The organism is Paenibacillus sp. LX16 (genome assembly GCF_036252815.1).
Taxonomy (GTDB): Bacteria; Bacillota; Bacilli; order Paenibacillales; family Paenibacillaceae; genus Paenibacillus; species Paenibacillus polymyxa_B.
Map to the genome: position 1 here is coordinate 3,867,207 of NZ_CP141152.1, position 21,458 is coordinate 3,888,664.

Here is a 21,458-nt window from a genome sequence, read left to right on the forward strand (position 1 = left end):
AACTACAGCTGTACACTCTCTCCAGCTTCTAAAAAATACAGCCACTTCTCAGCAACCTTTTTGCCTGTAATCTCTTCGATCACACGGGCATACAACTCCAATTGAAATCGATATTGGTCTGTTAAATGGGACAGCGTACGATATTCAGATATCCGATCTGTTTTATAATCCACCAACACAAGTCCTTCAGGAGTTTCAAATAGACAGTCAATAATCCCGTTCATCAGCACTTTATCGCCGTCCTGCGCACCTTCCGTATCTGTTTCTTGTCCTGGTGACATCGATGGTAAGCGGTGGTTCCAGTAATCGGTTGCCCGCATGGTATAGGTAAACGGAAGCTCCCTTTGAACATGGGATGCCCCCAGCATTCTGCTACCCAGCTCACTAGTGAAAAAGCGTAATATTTTATCCGTATCTAGCGCCTTTGCATGAACATCCAGTAACATACGCTGATTGAGCAGACGAGCCTTTGTTTCCTCAATAACTTCGGCGCTCATCCCCCCATCTAATGGCAAATGCAGCATCAACGTATGATAGACCGTTCCTCGTTCCGTAGGAGTCAGTCGCTGATTCCCCATGAACTTAGGTCTGCGCAAGTGTAATTGACTACCCCCAGTGTGAGAATCCTCCCGATCCTCCGGTGACTCTGCTAGTAGAGAGTTAGATAAATTCAGCCAATCGTCTGAACCCATCTCCTGCATTTCCAGCCATCTTTTCATCTCAGTAACCGATGTATTGGCTGCCGTCTTGCCGGCCCGTTCATACGGATAGGTCCAGGAAAGAGCTGCTTCAATGTCCGTTTCACTCTCTTCGTTCAAGTCGATTAGCTCCGCATTTCTCAGTGCTTCTGTCTTCTTTTGGCGCTCTTCGCCCGACACCTCTTCCTCAGGTTCCGAGTTCACACGAGAGCCGGAAAGTGTTTCCGAGGCGACAATTTTAAATAACCAGTCTGCCCCCGGCATGTGCTCCAGCCTGTGATAGTACCCATCCTGATCGCCTGCCGCTTCCCTCAACAAAGTAGCAGAAGGATGCCGAATCAAAGCGGGACCTACCCAGTCCAGATAGCTGCGGCCTGCCGCCAGCATATAGTCTGGTAAGACTGTTTCCGTATGTTCTTTGGCACGTGCCCAACCCGCTGCGCGCGAAGCAAGATCCTTCACGGTTCCGGTCATAATCAGCTTTTCACGCGGACGCGTAAGCGCCACGTATAACACCCGCATTTCCTCAGCCAATAGCTCCAGCTGTGAGCGTCGGCGGATCGCTAAATTAGGCAGCGTAGGGTAGCTGACACGATTTTGTTCCTCCACATATTTAGGACCAAACCCCAACTCCTTGTGCATAAGAAACGGCGCATTGAGATCCTGTTGATTGAACATTTTTGCTGTCCCGGCAATAAACACGATAGGGAATTCAAGTCCTTTACTTTTATGAATGGTCATAATACGGACAGCCTGATCGGGTTCAGTCCCCCCGCTAATGGATCCTAAATCACCGCCTCGCTCCCGTAGACGGGAAATGAAGGTCAGAAATCGGAACAATCCTCGGTTGGACGTAGAAGTCTCATACTGTCTCGCTCGATCATATAGCGCCCGCAAATTGCTTTGACGCTGTGAGCCGCCAGGCAGTCCACCTACCCAATCCAGATATCCTGTTTCCTCCAGCACATTCCAAATCAATGTACTTAAGCTGCCTTGTCGGGCTTCCTGCCGCCAGGCTTCCAAATTACGCAAAAATGAACGTAGTCGGGCAGATAACGTATTCCCGTCATTTTTATTACCAAAGTCAGATGAAAATAAAGAGTCCTCTGGGAAAAGATCCAGCTCCATGATGTCAGCTGAGATCCCTTTTTCGCTCTCTTCCAGTGGGTCAGCCTCAGCCGCCGCCAGCAATGCGTCATAAAATAATCCATCCGGCTTCTCCAACCGAATTTGTGCAAGTTCATCTTCAGTCAAGCCGACAATCGGCGAACGAAGCACGGATGCAAGCGGGATGTCCTGCTGCGGATTATCAATAATGTGCAGCAGAGACAACATCACCTCAACTTCCGTTGCTTTAAAAAAGCCTGTCGTCTGCTCTCCGGAGGCCGGAATACCCTCAAGCCGCAGTTCCTCCACAATTAGGGGGGCCCACACGCTTGCCGAACGAAGCAAAATGACGATATCGCCGTAGACTGCCGGACGCATCGCTTTTAATCCTCTGTCGTAAATCAACAGTGGTTGTCCAGTGTCTCCGGTCAGTTCTTTAATCCGTTGCGCGATCGCACGAGCCTCTAACTGTGCCGTTTCTAGCTCCGCAAGCTCAGCCAGCTCACTTTCCTGTAGAGCAGATTCGTCCCCCGTTTCGGACAGCTCCGAAGCCTCGGAAAGACCCTGTCCACCCTTATCAACTAAGAGCAGCTCAGGTGCGTATACAGATGCGGCGTCTTGATCCGACGGGTCGGGATAGGATGCGCCGTGTACCAGCCACGCTCGTTCATCGTACTCAATTTCCGCCACATCCACACTCATAATCTGGCGGAACACCAAATTGACCGCATCGACAACTTCCTCCCGACTGCGGAAATTACGCGCCAGATCAATTAAAAATCCATCCTCCTGCTCCCGCATGCCGTACCGTTGATACTTATTCAAAAACAGACCCGGCTCCGCCAGCCGAAACCGATAAATACTCTGTTTCACATCGCCCACCATAAAACGGTTACCCGGTTCCTCCCGTGATACCAGCCTAACGATATCTTCCTGTACCGTATTCGTATCCTGATACTCATCCAACAGCACCTCGTCGAATTGCGCCTTGTATTCGAGCGCAGCGTCGGAAGGTAGTAGCTTGTACGGAGTAGAATCGGGATGTCGTAATATTTTCAGACAATAATGTTCCAAATCCCCGAAGTCCACTAACCCTTTTGACTGCTTGTGCTGTTGAAATCGTTCCCCGAATACAATCACGGTTTCTACCAATTCGTCCATCAGCGGAGCCGCGGCGTGCAGCTCCTCCAAATAGGCTTCTGCTCTCCTACCAAACAAGGAAGCCTTCATATCTGTAATCATTTTTTTGGCTGCTTCGCGCAGCGTCTTAACCCGTTCCTGCAATGCAGGCTCAGTCTGATCTTTTTTGACCGGCTTGAGCTTACCGAAGGCAGCTGCCTGAAAATGATCATATAGAGATGCCCACGGCTGTGTCTCCAGCTCTTGCAGTAATCCCTTCACCATCGCCGCATCCTCTTGCAGCGTCACTGCATAAGGTGCAGGACCACCGGGCTGCACAGCTGTTTCATGCGCCTGTTCCAGCAAGCTCGCCGCTCCGCGCAATGAAAGTGCAGCATCCGCCAAAATGCTGCGAACCCAGAGCGTCTCTCCCAAAGCAGCTACATCCTGCACACGAAATGCTGCTGCTGTCTCCCGCAGCCAATGCTCCGGCCAAGGATGACTTTGAGAAAAATCATACAACCGCTGAACAAGCACATACATAGCATCATCAGTGCGTTCTCCACTGAACCAGTCGACTAGTCTACGAAATGTACTGCCTTCATCATGAGCCTCATATTTCTCCTCAAACAGTTCTTCCAGAAGCTCCTGGCGCAGCAATTCTGTCTCATGCTCATTCATAATCCGAAAACCGGGGTCAAGGGGAATGGCCTGATAATGCCTGCGGATGACCTCCATACAAAAAGAATGAAGCGTCGTAATCGAGGCCCGATTCAGCAACGATAGCTGACGGCGTACATGCTCACTTTCCGGTTCCTGCTCCAATACACGTTCCAACGCTTCACGTATCCGTTGACGCATTTCAGCGGCTGCAGCCTTCGTAAAGGTTGCCACCAGCAATCGATCCACGCTGAAGCCAAGCTGGGGATCGACAATTTTACGAATAATACGCTCTACGAGCACCGCTGTTTTACCAGACCCTGCCGCTGCCGCGACCAGCATGTTGTTACCCGATTCCGAGATGGCACGCCACTGGTCATCGCTCCACATACTGCCTTCCGGCTTCGGCATGTCTTTAGTGTTTGACGTGCCTATCATTGGTCCATTCCTCCTTTCCCTTCCGGTGTATGACCCAGCAGATTCCAGATTTGATCCTTACCGGGTTTACCCCATTGATTGTAGCCACTGCCCTCCAGACTGTCGTCAAATTGACAAACAGGCTTAAAAGAGCAGAAGGTACATGCCGTCTCTTGCTGGATACGATAAGGTTCAATGGCCACATCGCCCTCTGTCATCCGTGTACCAATCGTCCGAATATTATGACGCACCGAAGCTAGCAGGCTGTCCCACTGTTCTGGCGAAGCAACCGAAGCACTGCTATAAAAACTGCCGTCTGCTTTCACCGCAACAGGTAAAATAGAGGAATATCCTTTGTCCAATGCTGTATCCATTTGTCCAACTACATCCCGATCTGCAAGCAATAATCCTTTCATCTTAAAACGTTTCAAAAGCTCCTGACGGGCCTGTTCTGCGCTAAGACCGTTAGGCGACTGCAACATCGGATTGTGGACGTGAAAATATAGGGTACCCGCTGGATAAGCTGTCTCGCCCAACCATTCCTCCGCCGCATTCAGCAGCACGTCCAGGTACGTGAGCATTTGCAGAGACAAGCCATAGTACACTTCATGCAGCTTGAGATCCTTTTGGCTGGATTTGTAATCGATGACACGCAAAAGTAAACCTTTTTCTCCCTCTGCCACATCCACACGGTCAATCCGTCCGACAATTTCCATCACAACACCGTTATCTAACTGGAAGCTTAATGGAGGAAGCTGCTGACCCGGCCCAAAGTCCAACTCCAGCCCAATCGGCTCAAAACTACCTCTTCGCGCATGTTCACCTAAGATCAACGAAGCACGGCTCACGATGTCTTTCAATTTACGTAAAATGTAGCCATACCGCTTGGAGCTCATTAAAATCTCGCCTTGCAGACGAGGAGCCAAACGCTCTACTGTACTTTCCGCCTCTTGTCGGCATTCCTCGGTGCTGAGACTGCCCCAGCTGACATTGCGATTACGCAGATTGATCGCCATCTCACCAAGCGCTGCATGGAATAATTGTCCGATATCCGGGGCCTTTAGGCGATACATTTGACGTTCCTTCAAACGAAGACCGTGAGAGGCAAAGTGCGAAAATGGACATGCCACAAAACGTTCCATACGAGATACGCTGGTACGCAGTTTGCTGCCGTACAGACGGCGGCTCGTTTCCTTTTGCATTTCGGCATGGTTCTCATAAAAAAGTGAGGTCAACAGCTGACGCAGCTTGTCCTTCTCACGCCCTTGTTGGCTTGCATACCAGTTATATACCTCCCACCAAGGAGATAAAATGTCACCGCCACGTCGCCAATGTCGTAATTGCGCAATGAGCTGCGGCAAAGCCTCGGACGGATGAGAAGCATACTCCCATTGCGTCGTCCAAGCATCCCCAGGCAAAGGGTATCCAGCCAACGGACGTTCGTCCAGACTAGGAAACAGGTGCCGCACATGTCGTACTAACTCAGACGGCAACAATGACTTGCCTTCTTCATCAGTCACTGCATAGCTCATCCACAGGCTTTTACCGGCTGAGGTAAGGGCCGTATAAGCGAGGAAACGTTCGTCCAACAGACGTCTTGTCATATCGGGCGCCAGCTCTACGCCTCGTTCGTTTAATGCCGTACGCTCCTGCTCATTCAGCACACCGTCCTCATGAAAGACAGCCGGCATCACACCTTCGTTCATACCTAGCACAAAGGCATGTTGAATACCGGACACACGTGTACGGTCCGTGTTTCCGACTAGAACCTGATCCAGAGCCGGCGGAACAAGTCCCATACGGAACTCGGCCAATCCCGTTTCCAGCACACCCGCAAACAAAGAGGTATCCAGCCTCTCATCACCCATCATTTCGACAATTTGATCCAGTAGTTCAAGCACTGCATCCCATACCTGACGATGCTCCTTCGCCTGCTCAGGTTTTCCTGCTTCCTCTGCCTGATGAATGAAGGCGTCCAGCTTGTGGCCGATTTCTGCATCCTCCAGTAACAGATATACCGCTTCACACTTCTCTAGTGCAGTTCGTGCCTTGCCCACACGTTTCTCAAACGCACGTAAAGGCGTCACGATCACATCCCGGCACAGCTCCATCAAATCCAACGTTTCATCCCGCCTACGGTTCCGTTCCTGCTCCTCCAGCTCCAGTGACAAGCTGGGCACAGCCTGCCACGGCCGACCGTCTGTCCAACGGCTACCTTGTATTCCGCAGGCCAGTACATAGTTTTCCAGACGGTCCATCTCCTCGCGGCTCACCCGACCATCCAGCGGCAGGAGAAGATCTGTTTTGACCGCACGGAATACATCCTCATACCGCCAACGCCGCTGCACGATATCCAGCGAGGCCCGAATCAATTCCACCAACGGATGATGCAATACACTTCTCCGCTGATCCAGAAATACTGGAACCTCATATTGTTTGAATATCGGTTCCACCCATGGCTCATAATCTTCAATATGACGCACAAACAGGGCCATCTCCCGATAACGCGCGCCCTCATCTCGGGCCAGACGACGCATTTCGCGCACAGCCCCTTCCAGCTCTGCACGGCGATTAGCCGCAGTGTACAGTTTTATGCCCTCCGGTTGCTTTTCTGTCCACTGCTCTCGTAGCTGCTGCTGACGCATCCGTTGTTCCTGATTCCGTAACCCTGTACGATGTTCAAAGTTAGCCTCCAAATACGCCAACGCCGGACGCTCCTTAAATCTCGGCAGCGGATCAGGGCGCAGTAATTGTGTCTGCGTCTCTATCATCAGCTCGTCCGTCATTCCTTTGAGCTTTACATACGTAGCCGCTGAAGGATGAAACAAATCCAGCTCATGCGGAAGCTGTCCGCTCTCGTAGCTGCGGTTGCAAGTCAGCGCCACTGTCAACGAAGAGGCATGCAGCATAAGCTGCTCCACCACCTTATATTCATGTGGTGTAAACCTACGGTAGCCGTCCATCCAAATATCTGCCCCACGCACAAGGGAAGACTCTGCAATCTGTTCTGCCAGCATGCGCAGCGTATCTTCACCGTCAATATATTTAAGCGTCAGCTCTCGTTCAAAATCCTCGTAGATTAGACTGATATCTTTGAGCTTGCCGCGCAAAATCGGAGTTGACTCTCCTGCAGCGTTCATTCGCTCCAGTTGCTCGGGTACAGACCGAGTATCATTTCCATACTGCTTTAGCTCCGTAAACAATGTATTCAACCGATCCACAAAGCCGAGCTGGTCTCCCGAATCCTTAAACAAACTCAGTTCATCCTTGCGACGACGAATAATTTTATATAAAAGCATCTTCTTGCCTTCTTCCGTTACAGGCACCAGGGCTGAACCCCCGGTTTCCTGCATAACTAAATAGGCAAGACGATGAAATCCCATCACTTGGGCGCGCACCGACCCCTGAATACCGTTTCCGGCTTCTGTAAGTAACGCATGCTCAGAAGCAAATGACGATTGCTCCGGTACAAGTAACAGCATAGGCTTACCTAGCGGCTCCTCACGTAACATAGACGTCATTTCATTGCGGATTAACGTACTTTTACCACTCCCAGAGCGGCCAATCAACAAGCGGACCGACATGATGCGGCCTCCTTTCCAACGAACAACATTCTATTAAACAGTATAGCATATCAGGCAAGAGAGAAAAGAACGTACGTTTGCCATGTTGTAGCAATTCTTCCTCCCTCTAAAAAAACAAATCAGTCCCGCAGATTGGCTTGGTGCACGCCTTCTCTACAGGACTGATTTATACCTAAACGAGTCTATTTTACCTATTTAATCACCAAAAAGGCGATTGACTTTGACCTTGTATGAAACCTACAGCTGTGTCCGGCTGCGCACCTCAAAGATGGCGAATTTCAAGTAATGGCCTTCCTCCACACCCAAAATTTGAGGATGGTCCTTACCAGCTGCTCTCCAGTCTACCAGACGGAGGATTTTGCCGGCATCTGCCGCCGCTTCCTTAATGGTGTCCAAAAACAACTCTGGCCGCATATGGAACGAGCAGCTCGCTGTCACCAGATAGCCGCCCTCATTGACAAGCTTCATCCCGTGCAGGTTGATATCTTTATATCCACGTGTAGCTCCTTTGACAGCGTTCTTCGTTTTGGCAAAGGCTGGAGGATCAAGAATAACCACGTCAAAGGTGCGGCCGCCACCTGCTGTCAGCGGCTTGGATGTATCTCCTTTGCCCCCGGCTCGTGCATTGCGTTCCTCTACACCTTTCACCTGATTGCGCAAATATTGAAAAGCATCGTCGACGACAAACTCGACACGTTCCTCAAAACCATTCAGCTTGACATTGTCCCGCGCACTCTCAATCGCATGCTCAGAAATATCAAGACAAGTTACTTTTTTAGCACCATGTTTACATGCATTGAGCGTAAAGCTTCCCGTGTGCGAAAAACATTCCAATACGGTTGCGCCGTCCCAGAATGGAAATTCAACAACCTTACCACTTTTATTCACTGGCTTCATGACCGTTGTGCCAGCATCCCCTGAGTCTGCAGCTATTTCTTGTAGCGTAATTCCACTACGTACTCCCCAACCTGTCATCAACGGTGCTATGGCCGCACGATTTTCACGCTGGTCAAAGAAATAACCCGTCTTCTGGCCCTCTACGATATCGACCTTGATTTGCAGGCCATTTTCCGTCACCACCACATGACGGGGGCAATCACCGTACAAAGGCCCCTTCGTTTGTTCCAATCCTTCCAGCTCACGGATGGATACATCACTGCGCTCATATATACCAACAGGACCCACTACTTCAACCAGCGCATCCCTAATTTCTTCCCTGCGCCGATCCATGCCAAGCGTTAACAACTGCACGACTAACACATCACCAAATCGATCTACAATCAGTCCAGGCAAAAAATCAGCCTCGCCGTACACCAACCGATAAGCGTTTCCCCCGGTCACAAAACGTTCGCGGTGCTCCAGACATTTGCGAAAGCGTTGGGCAAAAAAGTTTTGATCCATTGCTTCCAGCGGCTCATAGGACATCACACGTACTGTAATTTGTGAAGCCGGATTATAGTAACCTGTCGCCAAATAACGCCCCTGATGGTTAACGATGCTGACCAAATCGCCTGCCTCTGGGTCACCCTCAATCTTGGCTATTTCGTTTTTAAACACCCAAGGGTGTGCGTGCTCCAGCCTTTTTTTACGGCTGCGTTCTAATATTACTGAAGGCAAAATCCTTCACTCCCATTCTTGGATTACTCAAAGTGTTAAAACGTTTGTTCGATTGGGCACGGCTCCGCCTGGATATCGACGTCACGCTTGTAAAGCTTGTGAAGATACTACAAAATTATCGTTCCTTAAAAAAGAGCACAGCCATGCTTGTCATGGCTGTCCCCGACAGATCATAGGCTGTTACATAAGTATTTTCACCTAGAAAAGGGGGCTATGCCCGTGTTTATACATGTTATACTCCCGTTGTGCGGTGGGCTGTTTATTTTTTTGGGCGGGATGAAGCTAATGGAAGCAGCCCTCCGGCATTTGGCCGGCCCCTTCCTCACCCGCTGGTTGAACCGCGCCACAGTTTCCCCTTGGCGGGGCATGCTGTTCAGTTCAGGCATTACTGCCCTGCTACAAAGCAGCACCGCCGTAACGGTGCTGACGATCGGACTGGTCAACGCCGGGCTGTTGACCTACGGCCGCACGCTCGGCATCATTCTCGGCACGAATATCGGCACCTGCCTGACCACCGAGCTGATGGGGCTCCAGCTCGGCATGCTGGCTGTTCCGCTGCTCTGCGGCTCACTGCTCTGCTGGAGCATTGCCGTCCTGTGGGATGAAGCTGTCCCCAGCCGCCAGTATGCGTCTGCCGGAGTTTCATCCGGCTCCAATGGGCTCAGCCGTCGGCAGACTGTACAATATATCAGCCTCGTCTTTGCTGGATTTTCGCTGATTCTGGCGGGGATTCGCGTGATGCAGACGGTCGGACCCTGGATTGAGCAGGCCGGACTATTCCGTTGGTTTCTTGATCACGCTACAGCCAACATGTGGTGGGCCTTCGCTGCGGGAGCCTGCCTGACCGCGCTGGTTCACAGTAGCGCAGCCGTCATTGGCATGGCGATCAGCCTTGCTGCTGCGGGTGCCTTACCAGCCGATGTGGGAATCGCCATCGTCATCGGCTCCAATGTAGGCACCTGCGTAACCGCCCTGATTGCCGCTGGTGGCGGCAGCGTGTCCGGTAAATTTGTGGCCTGGTCCCACGTGCTGCTGAACGTAGGCGGAGCCTTGCTCTTTATGCCGTTGATCCCTGGTCTGGAGATGGCCGCTGCCTGGATATCTACGGAGCCCGGAGCCAAGGTAGCCCATGCCCAAACTCTGTTTAACGTTATTAGCTCTCTGCTGGTCTTGCCTCTCTGCTATCTACCTGTGTGGACGCGTTTAGAAGATCGTATATCTCCCCACAGAATCAAACGTTAATTCCTAGCATGGACAGCGCCTTGCTCAAAATGACATCATTATTGTCATATCCACCCTGGCGCTGGAGACGCCATGTTTCCTCAGGCGTATGCCACGCAACTCCTTTAATTTCTTCGATCTGTGCCTGTAAATCCCCATCCAGTGCCTCTACGAGATAATAGTGTACTTCTTTATCTACTTCCCCAAATTCTGGATGCTGATACGTATAAGCAATCATATCTACATGCTGGATAATCCGCCCGTTCAACCCTGTTTCCTCGCGAATTTCACGTAAAGCCGTCTGTTCGATTGTTTCTCCCAACTCCATTTTTCCTTTAGCCAAGGATACCTTGCCATATCGGTCAGTAATGAGCTGAATTTCAAGCTGCTCCCCCTGTTTGCGAAACACAACACCGCCTGCGGAAATTTCCTTTTTTGCTGCCATCCTGTAATCTCCCTTCCTTGCGCAACAAGGATTCCGCCCTCTCTGTAAGGTAAGACGAAATCCTTGTGTGCCATCTCTATTGCCTGTTCAGGCTTTTTTTGTTCTTACAGAGCTGTTTGCAGCCCATTCTCTAGTACGCGGACCAATTGGCCTTCACTTTCATTAATACCTGCCTTCGTCAGCTTCACGCGGCACACCTTGCCAACCAGATCCTCAGTACCTTCAAACGCCAGTTGAATATAATTGTCACTATATCCATGGAGTATGCCGCTATCTTCAGTCCCTTTCGGCGCAACTTCCGGAATGACCTCCAGCACCTGACCTACAAACTTCTCAGCATACGCCAGTTGCATTTGCTCTGACAGTTGTATCAGCTCATGCACTCGTGCATTTTTTACGTCTTCGTCCACCTGATCCTCCATACGCGCCGCAGGGGTTCCACTGCGCTTGGAGTACGGGAACACGTGCATTTCCGAAAAACCGATTTTTTTCATCAGCTCATAGCCATTGCGGAACATTTCATCCGTCTCCCCAGGGAAGCCGACAATCACGTCCGTCGTAATCGCTACATCTGGCATTGCTTTGCGAATCATAAGCATTTTGTTATAAAACTCTTCTGTCGTGTACTTGCGACGCATCCGTTTCAATACAGTGTCATCCCCCGCCTGAAGCGGTATGTGAAAATGACGAACCAGCTTGGTAGAACGGTTCAGTACATCAAGCATTTTTTCATCAATCTGGCTTGCTTCAATCGAACTGATACGGATACGCTCCAGCCCTTCCACCTTCTCCAGATCCCACAGCAGATCAGATAGGTCATAATTATCCATGTCATCACCATAACCGCCAGTGTGGATACCTGTGAGTACAATTTCCTTGTAGCCTGCGTGTACCAGTTGACGCGCCTGTGCAATAATGCTCGCAGCGTCACGACTGCGGGATAGACCCCGCGACCATGGAATGATGCAGAAGGTACAGAAGTTATTGCACCCATCCTGAATTTTCAAAAAGGCCCGAGTATGATTAGCAAAATCAGGCACATCCATTTCCTCAAATACACGCGTTTTCATAATATTGCGCACAGCGTTTACCGGTTGACGCGTTCCTTGAATTTCCTGCACGAATGGAATGATTTTGTCCCGATCCTGGGTCCCGATAACGAGATCAACGCCAGGAATATCCATAATTTCGGCAGGAGAAGTTTGGGCATAACAGCCCGTCACTGCAACAATGGCATCTGGATTCCGGCGAATCGCGCGGCGAATGATCTGACGACTCTTTTTATCACCGGTATTCGTAACGGTACATGTATTAATAAGATAGACATCAGCAGTCTGCTCATCAAAGTCCACCTGTTCATAACCTTCATTTTTAAACAGCTGCCAGATCGCTTCTGTATCATAAAAGTTTACCTTACAGCCTAATGTGTAAAATGCCACTGACGGCATATTAAACCCCTCCCATTTCTCCTGTCTCATATAAAATGCATGCCAATGCAGCCATTCCTGCGGTCTCCGCACGCAAAATACGTCTTCCCAGTCCTGTAGACTGGGCTCCAGCCTGCTCGGCCTCCAGGCTTTCCGCTTCAGTAAAGCCGCCTTCCGGTCCTACCACCAGCAGAACACGCGGCATGTCCGTCGACGCCCATTGTCCTGCCAAAGGCTGGATTACATCCCGTAGCTGTTTACCCTGCTCTTTTTCATAACAATAACATATCAAATCATACCCAGCAAAAGAAGCCAGAAGTTCTTTCCACGTCATGGGCGCGCTAATTTCTGGAATCCGGTTACGGTGGCTTTGCTCAGCCGCTTCCTTCACAATCTTGCGCCAACGCTCCAGTCGCTTACCTTCTTTTTTGGCATCATACTGCACGACCGTACGCTCGGACAAAAACGGTACAAACCCGGTTGCTCCGATTTCTGTACATTTTTGCATTACCGTCTCCATCTTGTCTCCTTTAGGAAGACTCTGAGCAATGGTGACCTGCACATGTGGTTCAGAGGTCATCTTCAGCGGCTCAATTATCGTCGCCGTAACATGATCCTGCTCAATCGTATCCAATGCAGCCAGCGCTTCCCTAGATACCCCGTCACTAACTATAATTTTGTCACCACTACGGCCCCGCATGACTTTAGCGATATGTCGCGCGTCCTCACCCGCAACAATCACGTGATCTTCTAGAAATTGCTCTGCCGGAATAAAATAACGCTGCATTCTCTCTCACACCTATTCCTGGATTTTGCAAAATACTCATTCTAAAAATAACTGTTATCCACTAACGTTCCGTACAAAATCCGAATAAATCACCAAGCAACATCATATCATCTTTTGCGCCTGTATGACCAGTCTGTACCCTCTTCAATTTAGGTTATACCTACCTATTCCCGTAAAAAAAGGAGCCCTTAGGCTCCGAATAATCCAGTGATATAAAAAGAGAACTGCAAAAACTGTATATAAATCATCTGGGCAAGCGTGTAAAGAGGTTCAATCGTTACAGCTCGAACCTGCGGAATGACCAGTATAAGCAGAAAAATAAAGATCGACCACTGTTCAAACTGCTGGAGTTTGCGGCGTACAGGAGTGGGGGCCACATCTTCCACAATCCGGTATCCATCCAGTGGAGGCAGTGGGATCAAATTAAAGATAAACAAAAACAGATTTAAATTGATCAAAGCATTGATAAACAAATAGATTGCTTGAGCCACCCGTTGGTTCTCCATCCCCGGCAATACTTGAAAATGAAGGAGTACGGCATAGATCAAAGTAGTAACAAATGCAAGCAGCAGATTGCTAAGCGGACCCGCAGCCGATACGATAATGCCCATGAGGCGTGGACGGCTAAAATTGTCACGATTAACCGGAACTGGCTTGGCCCAGCCAAAGCCTCCGATCAACAGCAGCAGCGTACCTAGCAGGTCAATATGAACTGCCGGATTTAAAGTCACGCGCCCAAGTAGCTTGGCTGTAGGGTCACCAAATTTATTGGCATAAAATGCATGTGCAAACTCATGAACCGTGAACGATATGATCACAGCCAGTAAATAAAATGGAAGAACATTTAAATTTACACGAAAAATATTTTGTAAAAAATCCATACTTACCTCTTTCTCGCCACAAACGCCAGCCAATCTTCATCCCGGCTTATTTCGGCAATCTCAAAACCAGCTGCCTTCAACGCAGTTTCGACAACCTCTTCTTTGTTCTTCCAAATCCCTGAAGCAATATAAATACCACCTGGTTCCAAGGCTTTATATACATCATCAATGAACAGCAGAATAATCTCTGCCAATATATTAGCTACCACCAGCTTGACCGGTAATTGGATACCCAGCGTTGGATCGCTTGCATTAAGCACGGACAGCAAATCACTTTCTTTAATGGTAATGCATTCCTCCAGTCCGTTCAGACGCGTGTTTTCCCGCGCACTGGATACTGCCACCGGGTCCAGATCCAAGGCAAGTACATGCTTCGCTCCCAGCTTTACAGCTCCAATGGCCAAAATACCGGAACCCGTGCCGACATCAATGACTTCTTCTCCACCCTTAATCACAGACTCCAGCGTTCTCAGACAAAGGGATGTCGTAGGATGCGTTCCGGTCCCAAAGGCCATACCAGGGTCCAGTTCAATGATTTTTTCCTCTTCACTCGCAGGCTCATATTCCCTCCAAGTGGGCTTAATCGTCAGACGGTCCGATACACGCAAAGGCTTGAAATATTGCTTCCAAGCATTTGCCCAGTCATCCTCATCAACTGTTTTCAGCTCATACTGAACCTCGCCAGGATCAATATCGAAAGTTCTCAATTCTTCGACGCGCGGCTCAATTTGCGAACGAATACTATCCATGTCCACTTCTTCAGCAAAATAGCCTTTGATGATCGCTTGTCCTTCCGGTATGTCGTTCAAAGGCCGGTCATACCACTGCCCATAGGACGTATCACGCGGTTTGTTGAGCGAACCGGATTCTTCAATGGAAACCCCTCCTGCACCTGCTTCGTGCAGAAAATTCGAAATCATTTCGATGGCTTCTTCGGTTGTATGTATTGTAATTTCATTCCACAACATGGTTTTCATTTCCTCCTCATTTCACATGCATACATTACATTGTACTATATACATGCACAGGAGTTCAAAAAAGCTGATATTATCCGTGTACAAAATATTTTGTAGAAATTGTACATGTTGTCCACTCTATTAGTCCAAACACCCTTAACTCTAGTACATACAATACAATATTGATCCTGCTATTCCTGGAGCTGTCAACAACCGAGTAGAGTTAAAAGCCTCGATTGGACTACGTTTTGTCGGTGCCGGCAACATTAGAGTGCTTATACGTATATGGAGAGCCGGCAAGGAAATTTATTACGGACTGGAATCCAATGTCTTCGATAACAATATTATTCTTAATATCGAAAGGGTAGACGTCGCGCCTCTGGGCGTGCCAAACTACCAACTGATTATTGAAAATCAAACGCCTGCGACTACTGCTTTCGTCGCCGGTCCTCTTGTTTTTAGTGCAACAGCATACAGCGGATAATGAATAGTAAGAGGAAAGAACACAAATAAGACGGGCTATCCCACAAATTATCCTTATTAATGGAGATAACCCGTCTTATTAAATTCTACTCATTGTCGTTTATGATACGCTGCTGACGACGGTCAGCTACTTCGCTACGCCGGATCGCTTCTAGATCCTCAGCATCTGCCTGATCTGCCGAGAACTCAACATCTTCATTTTTAGCAGATTGCATGCGTTTGATTTTTTCGGTTTTGGTCAGTACTTTATCAAACCGTTTGTTTTTGGACATCGGTCACTGCTCCTTCCAAACTTTTCACAGCATTCCACCCGCTTGTTCCACGATGGACATCGCCTGATGATGAATGGATTCATCCACCACAGCGGTCAACAAAATATCGCGGCCTGTCGGTCCGCCTTGTCCTCCATCACTCATGCCACTGGCGGACGGATCAGCCGCAGCCAGTATTGCTGGAGTTGCATCTGTAAAGTCCACGCCCTGTGTCAGTGAGGACAAGCTGCTAATCTGTCCTGAAAATACAGGCAATCCGGCGTTGCCAGTAGACTGCCGCGGATACCGGCTAAATCGGTCTATCGACACATCGGCTACCCGGAGAGCTTCCAGTTTTCTAGCGGCTCCCTGTGCTTCCTCAGGACTTTTGAAATACGCCAAAATATTTTTTTCGCCCATCTCAAAATCTCCCTGTGTAGTATTGAGCGCAACTGCTCTTCAAGAGCATAGAGCGTTACGCTTTGTTATATCCTGCTCATTGGCACGATTTTATATTCCCTACGAAGCTAGACGGATCAGGCGGTATCGAGAACATCAAGCCAAGACTGTGAACCATAGTTTGTGAAGAATATAACTTTTACGGGTGTAAAGTAGCAGTCGGAGCTTCACCTGACTTGGCCACTCCTGTCTCCCATGCAGCACGAATGACAGCATCCCGTACCTTTTGAACCACCTTCGGATTAAAAACATTCGGTATGATATAAGTTTCACTTAGCTCCTCAGGACAGATCGCATCAGCGATGGCAAGTCCGGCAGCTAGTTTCATTTCCTCATTAATCGTCGTAGCATGGCAATCTAGAGCACCCCGGAAAATTCCTGGGAAGCACAGCACATTGTTAATCTGATTTGGAAAATCGGAGCGGCCGGTAGCAAGCACACGTACATGAGGTGCGGCTACAGCCGGATCAATTTCCGGCTTCGGATTCGCCATGGCGAACACAATAGGATCAGTTGCCATGCTCTGTATATCCTCCACAGTCAGTATATTCGGGCCTGACACACCGATGAATACATCAGCTCCCACAATCACATCGGATAAACTTCCACTTAAATTGTGCGGATTAGTCATGTTCCCATACTCTGTCCAATGCGGGTTACTGTACTCCACGTCACGATGAATAGCTCCTTGTCGATCAACGCCAATCAGATTACGCACACCTGCCTTAAGCAGCATACGGGAGCAGGCCATACCTGCCGCACCGATCCCTGCAAATACAACTTTGACATCCTCCATTTTTTTGCCACATACCTTTAATGCATTGACCAGACCCGCTAATACAACGACTGCCGTACCATGCTGATCATCATGAAATACTGGAATGTCCAGTTCCTGCTTCAACCGTCTCTCGATTTCAAAACAGCGTGGCGAAGATATATCCTCCAAATTAATGCCGCCAAAGGCAGGAGCAATCATTTTGACAATTTGAACAATTTCATCAGCGTCCTTCGTGTTGAGACAGATTGGGAAGGCGTCGACACCTGCAAATTGTTTGAACAACACTGCTTTACCCTCCATTACAGGCATAGCGGCCTCCGGCCCGATATCTCCTAATCCAAGTACCGCGGTTCCGTCTGAAACGACTGCTACTGTATTCTTTTTGATCGTTAATTGATACGCTTTGGCTGGGTCATTGGCGATTTCCATACAAATTTCAGCTACACCCGGCGTATACACTTTGGACAACCCCTCCATCGTTTCAATTGGCTTCTTTGGTAAGGTCTCCATTTTGCCACCTGCGTGTAATTCTCTAATTTCATCTATTAAACTGCTCATATTTTTCTCCATCCTTTCATGTCTCTATTTGGATATGAAACTCTATCCTGTGTATAAAACTCATCAGCTCCATAATTGGAGTAACAAAGTTGCTAAAATGACCGTGCCTGCCCCACCAATACGTGTTGCAATTTGCGCAAAAGGCATCAGTTCCATCCGATTGGACGCAGACAGAATGGCTACATCTCCCGTGCCCCCTAATCCACCGCGACAGCTAGTCACCAAAGCAGCTTCTACGGGATACATGTGAATCCATTTTCCTGTGAAGTATCCGGTAACAATCAATGCAACTACAACAGATGCGCAGGTGATGGCATAAGGAACTGTTAAAATCCCAACTACACTATCCAAAGGCACATATAAAATACCCAATCCCACCATCAAGGGCCACGTCAGACTTGCCGTTATACATTTGTACAAGTGAAAAGCTCCCTGCTCCAATGTGTTCGGCATGATCTGAATACACTTAATTAAAGCCGCCGCCAGAATCATGAGGATCGGACCTGGAATATGGAGATACGGCTCCAGCAGCTTACCCACAATAAAGAAAGTACAGGCCAACAGCAGACCTCCTCCCATCAATGGAAAAGAAATCGATTGTTCCAGACTTGCCGGAGCTAACTTGTCTGCATCTTTCTCTAGTTTTAGTAACTTCCCGTTACCTGAAGTTTTTGGATTCTTCTCCGCTAATCTCTTCAGAATACCCGCACCTATGATTGCAACAATGTTCCCAATAATTGCAGCGGGGATAAACTGGGATACGAATATTGCCGAATCCTTGCCCAGCACCAATCCATAAGAAATGGACAACGGTAAAATGCCTTCCCCAATCCCACCGGAGATAATTGGAATGATGATGAAAAAAAATGTATGATAGGCGCTATAGCCAAAAGCCATACCCACCACCATCCCCACGCCAACAGCTGCAATAGATCCTATAATAATGGGGGCGAAAATCTTGACAATTCCGTTCATCAGCATTTTCCGATCCATACCAAGAATACTACCCGTTACTAGACATGCGATGTAGAAGTAAAGAAAATTTGAGGTTTTCATAAGCGTGTGTACTGCACCCATCGCAGATGGACTAAACATATTCCAAAATACCATTAACGATGGAACCATAAGAGATAAAATGGCCGGCCCGCCAATATGCTTAAGCAACGGAAGTTTGGCCCCTAGATCACTGAGCAGTATACCTAAAATCATGATGACGGCAAACCCGCCCAACAGATCGTTCGGAAGTCTTTCAGTAATTGCAGCTGCATAAACAATCAGCGCGATCACGGCATAGAGTGGAAGAGGAATAACCCCCACCTTTACCCTACCCAGCATTCTGATGCCATCTACAAAATTTTTACTCCATCTTTGCCCCTTTTGAATGACAGGCTGATTCGTAGCATTTTCCATAAATCTCCCTCCATAAAGTGAAGAATGATGATCATGTTTCCATTCTACACTTTGGAAAACGCTTTATTTGGTTTTAAAACTAATCATTCACTTTTGTAATTAAAGTAATCAGAAAGAAGATTTAAATAAAACTATTCATGATGCCTTCTGCCTGTGGCAATATTCGGTATTGGTAAACAGGACGCCCTATGGTACCGTATATGGTTTCCATGGAAAGAGCCTCAATCTCTGTCATAAAAGCCAGGTACTTGCGCATAGACACCCTGGATATCCCTGCGCTCTCCGCAATATCCTCAGTGGAAAATAGCACCTTATTATGCCGCTGGATACAATTCCATATCATAGCCAGCGTGGATTTAGTTATGCCTTTGGGCAATCGTGCCAAGTCTTTAGTCAAGCTTTTATGATAAATCAGTCGGTCCAGCTCCTCCTGAGAAACTAGACTGTGCTCACGCACGATGTTAATGTGCTCTCGGTACCCCGTGAGGGCCTCCAAAAAACGGTTAAAGTGGAACGGCTTAATCAAGTAATCCACCGCGCCGAAGTTCATCGCTTTTTTGACACTGTTCATGTCACTTGCAGCTGAGATGACAATGACATCTATATTTACACCTGTTTCCCGTATGAATGACAGTAAATCGAGGCCATTGCTTTCCTGCATATACACATCTAGCAATATCAAATCAAAGGCTTGTTCAGCTAAATATTTCTTCGCCTCTTCCACAGAAGAAGCCCAACCCCCACATTGAAAACCTTCCACCTGCTCCATATATTTGCGATTAAATTCCGCAACCATCGGATCATCTTCTACAATCAGGACATTAATCATGTTCATCATTCCCCGCTATAATGTATGGAATCGTAATGTGAAAACAGCACCCTTGCTCGGCTGGGATCAACTTTATACTTCCCTGTAATCTTTTCACGCTTTGTGTCACCAGATAAAGACCCATCCCTCGTGACTCTCCCTTGGTCGAAAAACCTTTTTCAAATATAGCCTTCACAAGCCCTTCCGGTATACCCGGACCATTGTCGCACATGATACAGGTCAGATAGCCGTTCTTCTGGCTTTCCTCATAATAAAGTGAAAGGGCAATCCGCTTGTGCTCCAAAGATTCCATCGCCTCCACCGCATTATCAAACAGATTGCCAAGAATAGTAATCAGTTCATGCGTCGTTTGCGTTTGACTGGATTCGGGCAAGCAACTACCTGGTGTCAGTTCAAAATTCACCCCTACTTCTCTGGCCCGGCTTAATTTCCCCAACACAAACCCTGCCATAACCGGGTCCCTGATCTGCCGGGTGATAGAACCAATCTCCACTTGATGATGCTCGACGGCATCCATAATGTAATGCTCCAGTTTATCGTACATTCGCAAGTGTACCATCCCCATAATGACATGCAGCTTGTTCATAAATTCATGAGCCTGCGCACGTAGTGCTTCCGTGTACAGAGACACTCCTGTCAAACGTTCCGCAAGCTGGTTCATCTCCGTTTTATCCCGAAAGGTTACAATTGCTCCCACAATTTCCCCTTTGACCCGTATCGGAACACTGGTGGTCAGCAAAGTTATTCCACCCAGCTCCATTTCCTCATCCATTTGTGGAGTACTCGCTTCCAAGACCTCTTGCAATCGAAAAGCGGATAGATAAACGGTAATTTCCTGTCCGCAGAATGAGAAATCTTCAATCCCCGCTTGTCTAAGCAGACGTATCGCTTCTGCATTCATCAGCATGACGCGACCGAATTCATCTACCGCAATAACTCCTTCCTTGATGGATTGTAACATAGCGCTGCGTTCCTCCAGCAAGCGTGCGATTTCCGGCGGCTCGAGACCGACTAGCATATTTTTGATTTTACGAGCCAGCACAACCGCACCTCCAGTGCCAATCAACATTCCAGTGCCAATGGCGATCGCAATAAGACGGTTGTTGCCTTCCTGAGCCATCTGTACATCTTGCATGGATATACCAACAACAATCGCCCCTACCTGCTTCCCCGTTAAACTGAACACGGGGGAAAAGGCTCGCATGGACAAGCCCAATGTTCCCTTCGCAACGGACACGCTCTCATGGCCATGAAGTGCAGTATACTCGTCTCCGCCGACAAAGGCTTTGCCGATCATCCTAGCATCCGGGTGCGTTTTACGAATTCCCTTCATATCCATAGCCACGATAAACTGGATGTGATTTGCTGCTGAAACCCTCTTCACATACTCCTGCATGGAAGGAGACGAACCCGTCCCTTGCAATTGCTCGACAATAAGCGGCGTATGGGCGAGTGTACGCGCGATGGACATTGCCTTTTCTTCCAGTCCCTTCTCAGTTTCATGTTCCACTCTCTCAGCAAATAACAGGGTTACAGGCAGAAGCACAAGTGCCATAACTAGACATACTAGCAGTGTAATTAGGCCTCTGAGCTTTAATAGCGGTTTACCCCGACGCAGCTTGAGCTGTACATTTCCGATGGAACTCACCCCTTTCTACTTGATATTAAGTCTCAACAGTTCAACATGCCTATACAAAAATGGTTATGTATGTGTTTACGTGAATATAAAAAAAGGAACTATCCCGCAATTGCGGAATAGTTTCCTTTGATT

General features: G+C 48.4%; 15 protein-coding genes. 1 reads left to right on the forward strand and 14 read right to left on the reverse strand.

The window, feature by feature from the left end:
• Positions 1–2: 2 nt before the first annotated feature.
• The 3 genes from addA to T3H97_RS17235 all read right to left on the reverse strand — a co-directional run bounded on the left by addA (position 3) and on the right by T3H97_RS17235 (position 9,202).
• The gene (gene addA, locus T3H97_RS17225) at positions 3–4,022 is read right to left on the reverse strand and encodes a helicase-exonuclease AddAB subunit AddA (RefSeq protein ID WP_328800367.1); all 4,020 of its coding nucleotides are present in this window, start codon (positions 4,020–4,022) and stop codon (positions 3–5) included.
• Positions 4,019–7,585 (reverse strand): helicase-exonuclease AddAB subunit AddB, encoded by a 3,567-nt coding sequence (gene addB, locus T3H97_RS17230; RefSeq protein WP_328800368.1) that lies wholly within the window; start codon positions 7,583–7,585, stop codon positions 4,019–4,021. The genes addA and addB overlap by 4 nt, the downstream gene beginning before the upstream one ends.
• Before the next feature lie 237 nt (positions 7,586–7,822).
• Entirely contained in the window at positions 7,823–9,202 is a 1,380-nt protein-coding gene (locus T3H97_RS17235) for a class I SAM-dependent rRNA methyltransferase (protein WP_328800369.1), read from the reverse strand.
• Positions 9,203–9,421: 219 nt separating this feature from the next.
• On the opposite strand from T3H97_RS17235, the gene T3H97_RS17240 reads away from it, so the two are divergent.
• A complete protein-coding gene (locus T3H97_RS17240) occupies positions 9,422–10,444 on the forward strand; it encodes a Na/Pi cotransporter family protein (RefSeq protein ID WP_328800370.1) in 1,023 nt (340 codons plus the stop codon).
• Here T3H97_RS17240 and T3H97_RS17245 read toward each other — a convergent pair.
• From T3H97_RS17245 to dcuS, 11 genes are all read right to left on the reverse strand, one after another.
• Positions 10,434–10,868: an NUDIX hydrolase gene (locus tag T3H97_RS17245; protein WP_328800371.1), complete on the reverse strand. Its 435-nt coding sequence runs from the start codon at positions 10,866–10,868 to the stop codon at positions 10,434–10,436. The genes T3H97_RS17240 and T3H97_RS17245 overlap by 11 nt on opposite strands.
• A 104-nt stretch (positions 10,869–10,972) precedes the next feature.
• Positions 10,973–12,316 carry a tRNA (N(6)-L-threonylcarbamoyladenosine(37)-C(2))-methylthiotransferase MtaB gene (mtaB, locus tag T3H97_RS17250; RefSeq protein ID WP_103049601.1) on the reverse strand — a complete coding sequence of 448 codons (1,344 nt, stop codon included), beginning with the start codon at positions 12,314–12,316 and terminating at the stop codon, positions 10,973–10,975.
• Position 12,317: 1 nt separating this feature from the next.
• Positions 12,318–13,082, reverse strand: a complete 765-nt coding sequence (locus T3H97_RS17255; protein ID WP_103049600.1) for a 16S rRNA (uracil(1498)-N(3))-methyltransferase — start codon at positions 13,080–13,082, stop codon at positions 12,318–12,320.
• Positions 13,083–13,270: 188 nt separating this feature from the next.
• Positions 13,271–13,963 (reverse strand): site-2 protease family protein, encoded by a 693-nt coding sequence (locus T3H97_RS17260; RefSeq protein WP_250239591.1) that lies wholly within the window; start codon positions 13,961–13,963, stop codon positions 13,271–13,273.
• A 2-nt stretch (positions 13,964–13,965) separates the two neighbouring features.
• Entirely contained in the window at positions 13,966–14,931 is a 966-nt protein-coding gene (gene prmA / locus T3H97_RS17265) for a 50S ribosomal protein L11 methyltransferase (RefSeq protein WP_328800372.1), read from the reverse strand.
• Between the two features lie 557 nt (positions 14,932–15,488).
• Positions 15,489–15,674 (reverse strand): YfhD family protein, encoded by a 186-nt coding sequence (locus tag T3H97_RS17270; protein WP_069290020.1) that lies wholly within the window; start codon positions 15,672–15,674, stop codon positions 15,489–15,491.
• A 24-nt stretch (positions 15,675–15,698) separates the two neighbouring features.
• Entirely contained in the window at positions 15,699–16,073 is a 375-nt protein-coding gene (locus T3H97_RS17275) for a hypothetical protein (RefSeq protein ID WP_013311164.1), read from the reverse strand.
• A gap of 178 nt (positions 16,074–16,251) precedes the next feature.
• On the reverse strand, positions 16,252–17,448 hold the full coding sequence (locus T3H97_RS17280) for an NAD(P)-dependent malic enzyme (protein ID WP_328800373.1): 1,197 nt from the start codon (positions 17,446–17,448) through the stop codon (positions 16,252–16,254).
• A 63-nt stretch (positions 17,449–17,511) separates the two neighbouring features.
• On the reverse strand, positions 17,512–18,858 hold the full coding sequence (locus tag T3H97_RS17285) for a 2-hydroxycarboxylate transporter family protein (protein WP_328800374.1): 1,347 nt from the start codon (positions 18,856–18,858) through the stop codon (positions 17,512–17,514).
• 121 nt (positions 18,859–18,979) lie between these two features.
• A complete protein-coding gene (dcuR, locus tag T3H97_RS17290) occupies positions 18,980–19,687 on the reverse strand; it encodes a two-component system response regulator DcuR (protein WP_328800375.1) in 708 nt (235 codons plus the stop codon).
• The gene (gene dcuS, locus T3H97_RS17295) at positions 19,680–21,335 is read right to left on the reverse strand and encodes a DcuS/MalK family sensor histidine kinase (protein ID WP_328800376.1); all 1,656 of its coding nucleotides are present in this window, start codon (positions 21,333–21,335) and stop codon (positions 19,680–19,682) included. The genes dcuR and dcuS overlap by 8 nt, the downstream gene beginning before the upstream one ends.
• Positions 21,336–21,458 lie beyond the last annotated feature (123 nt).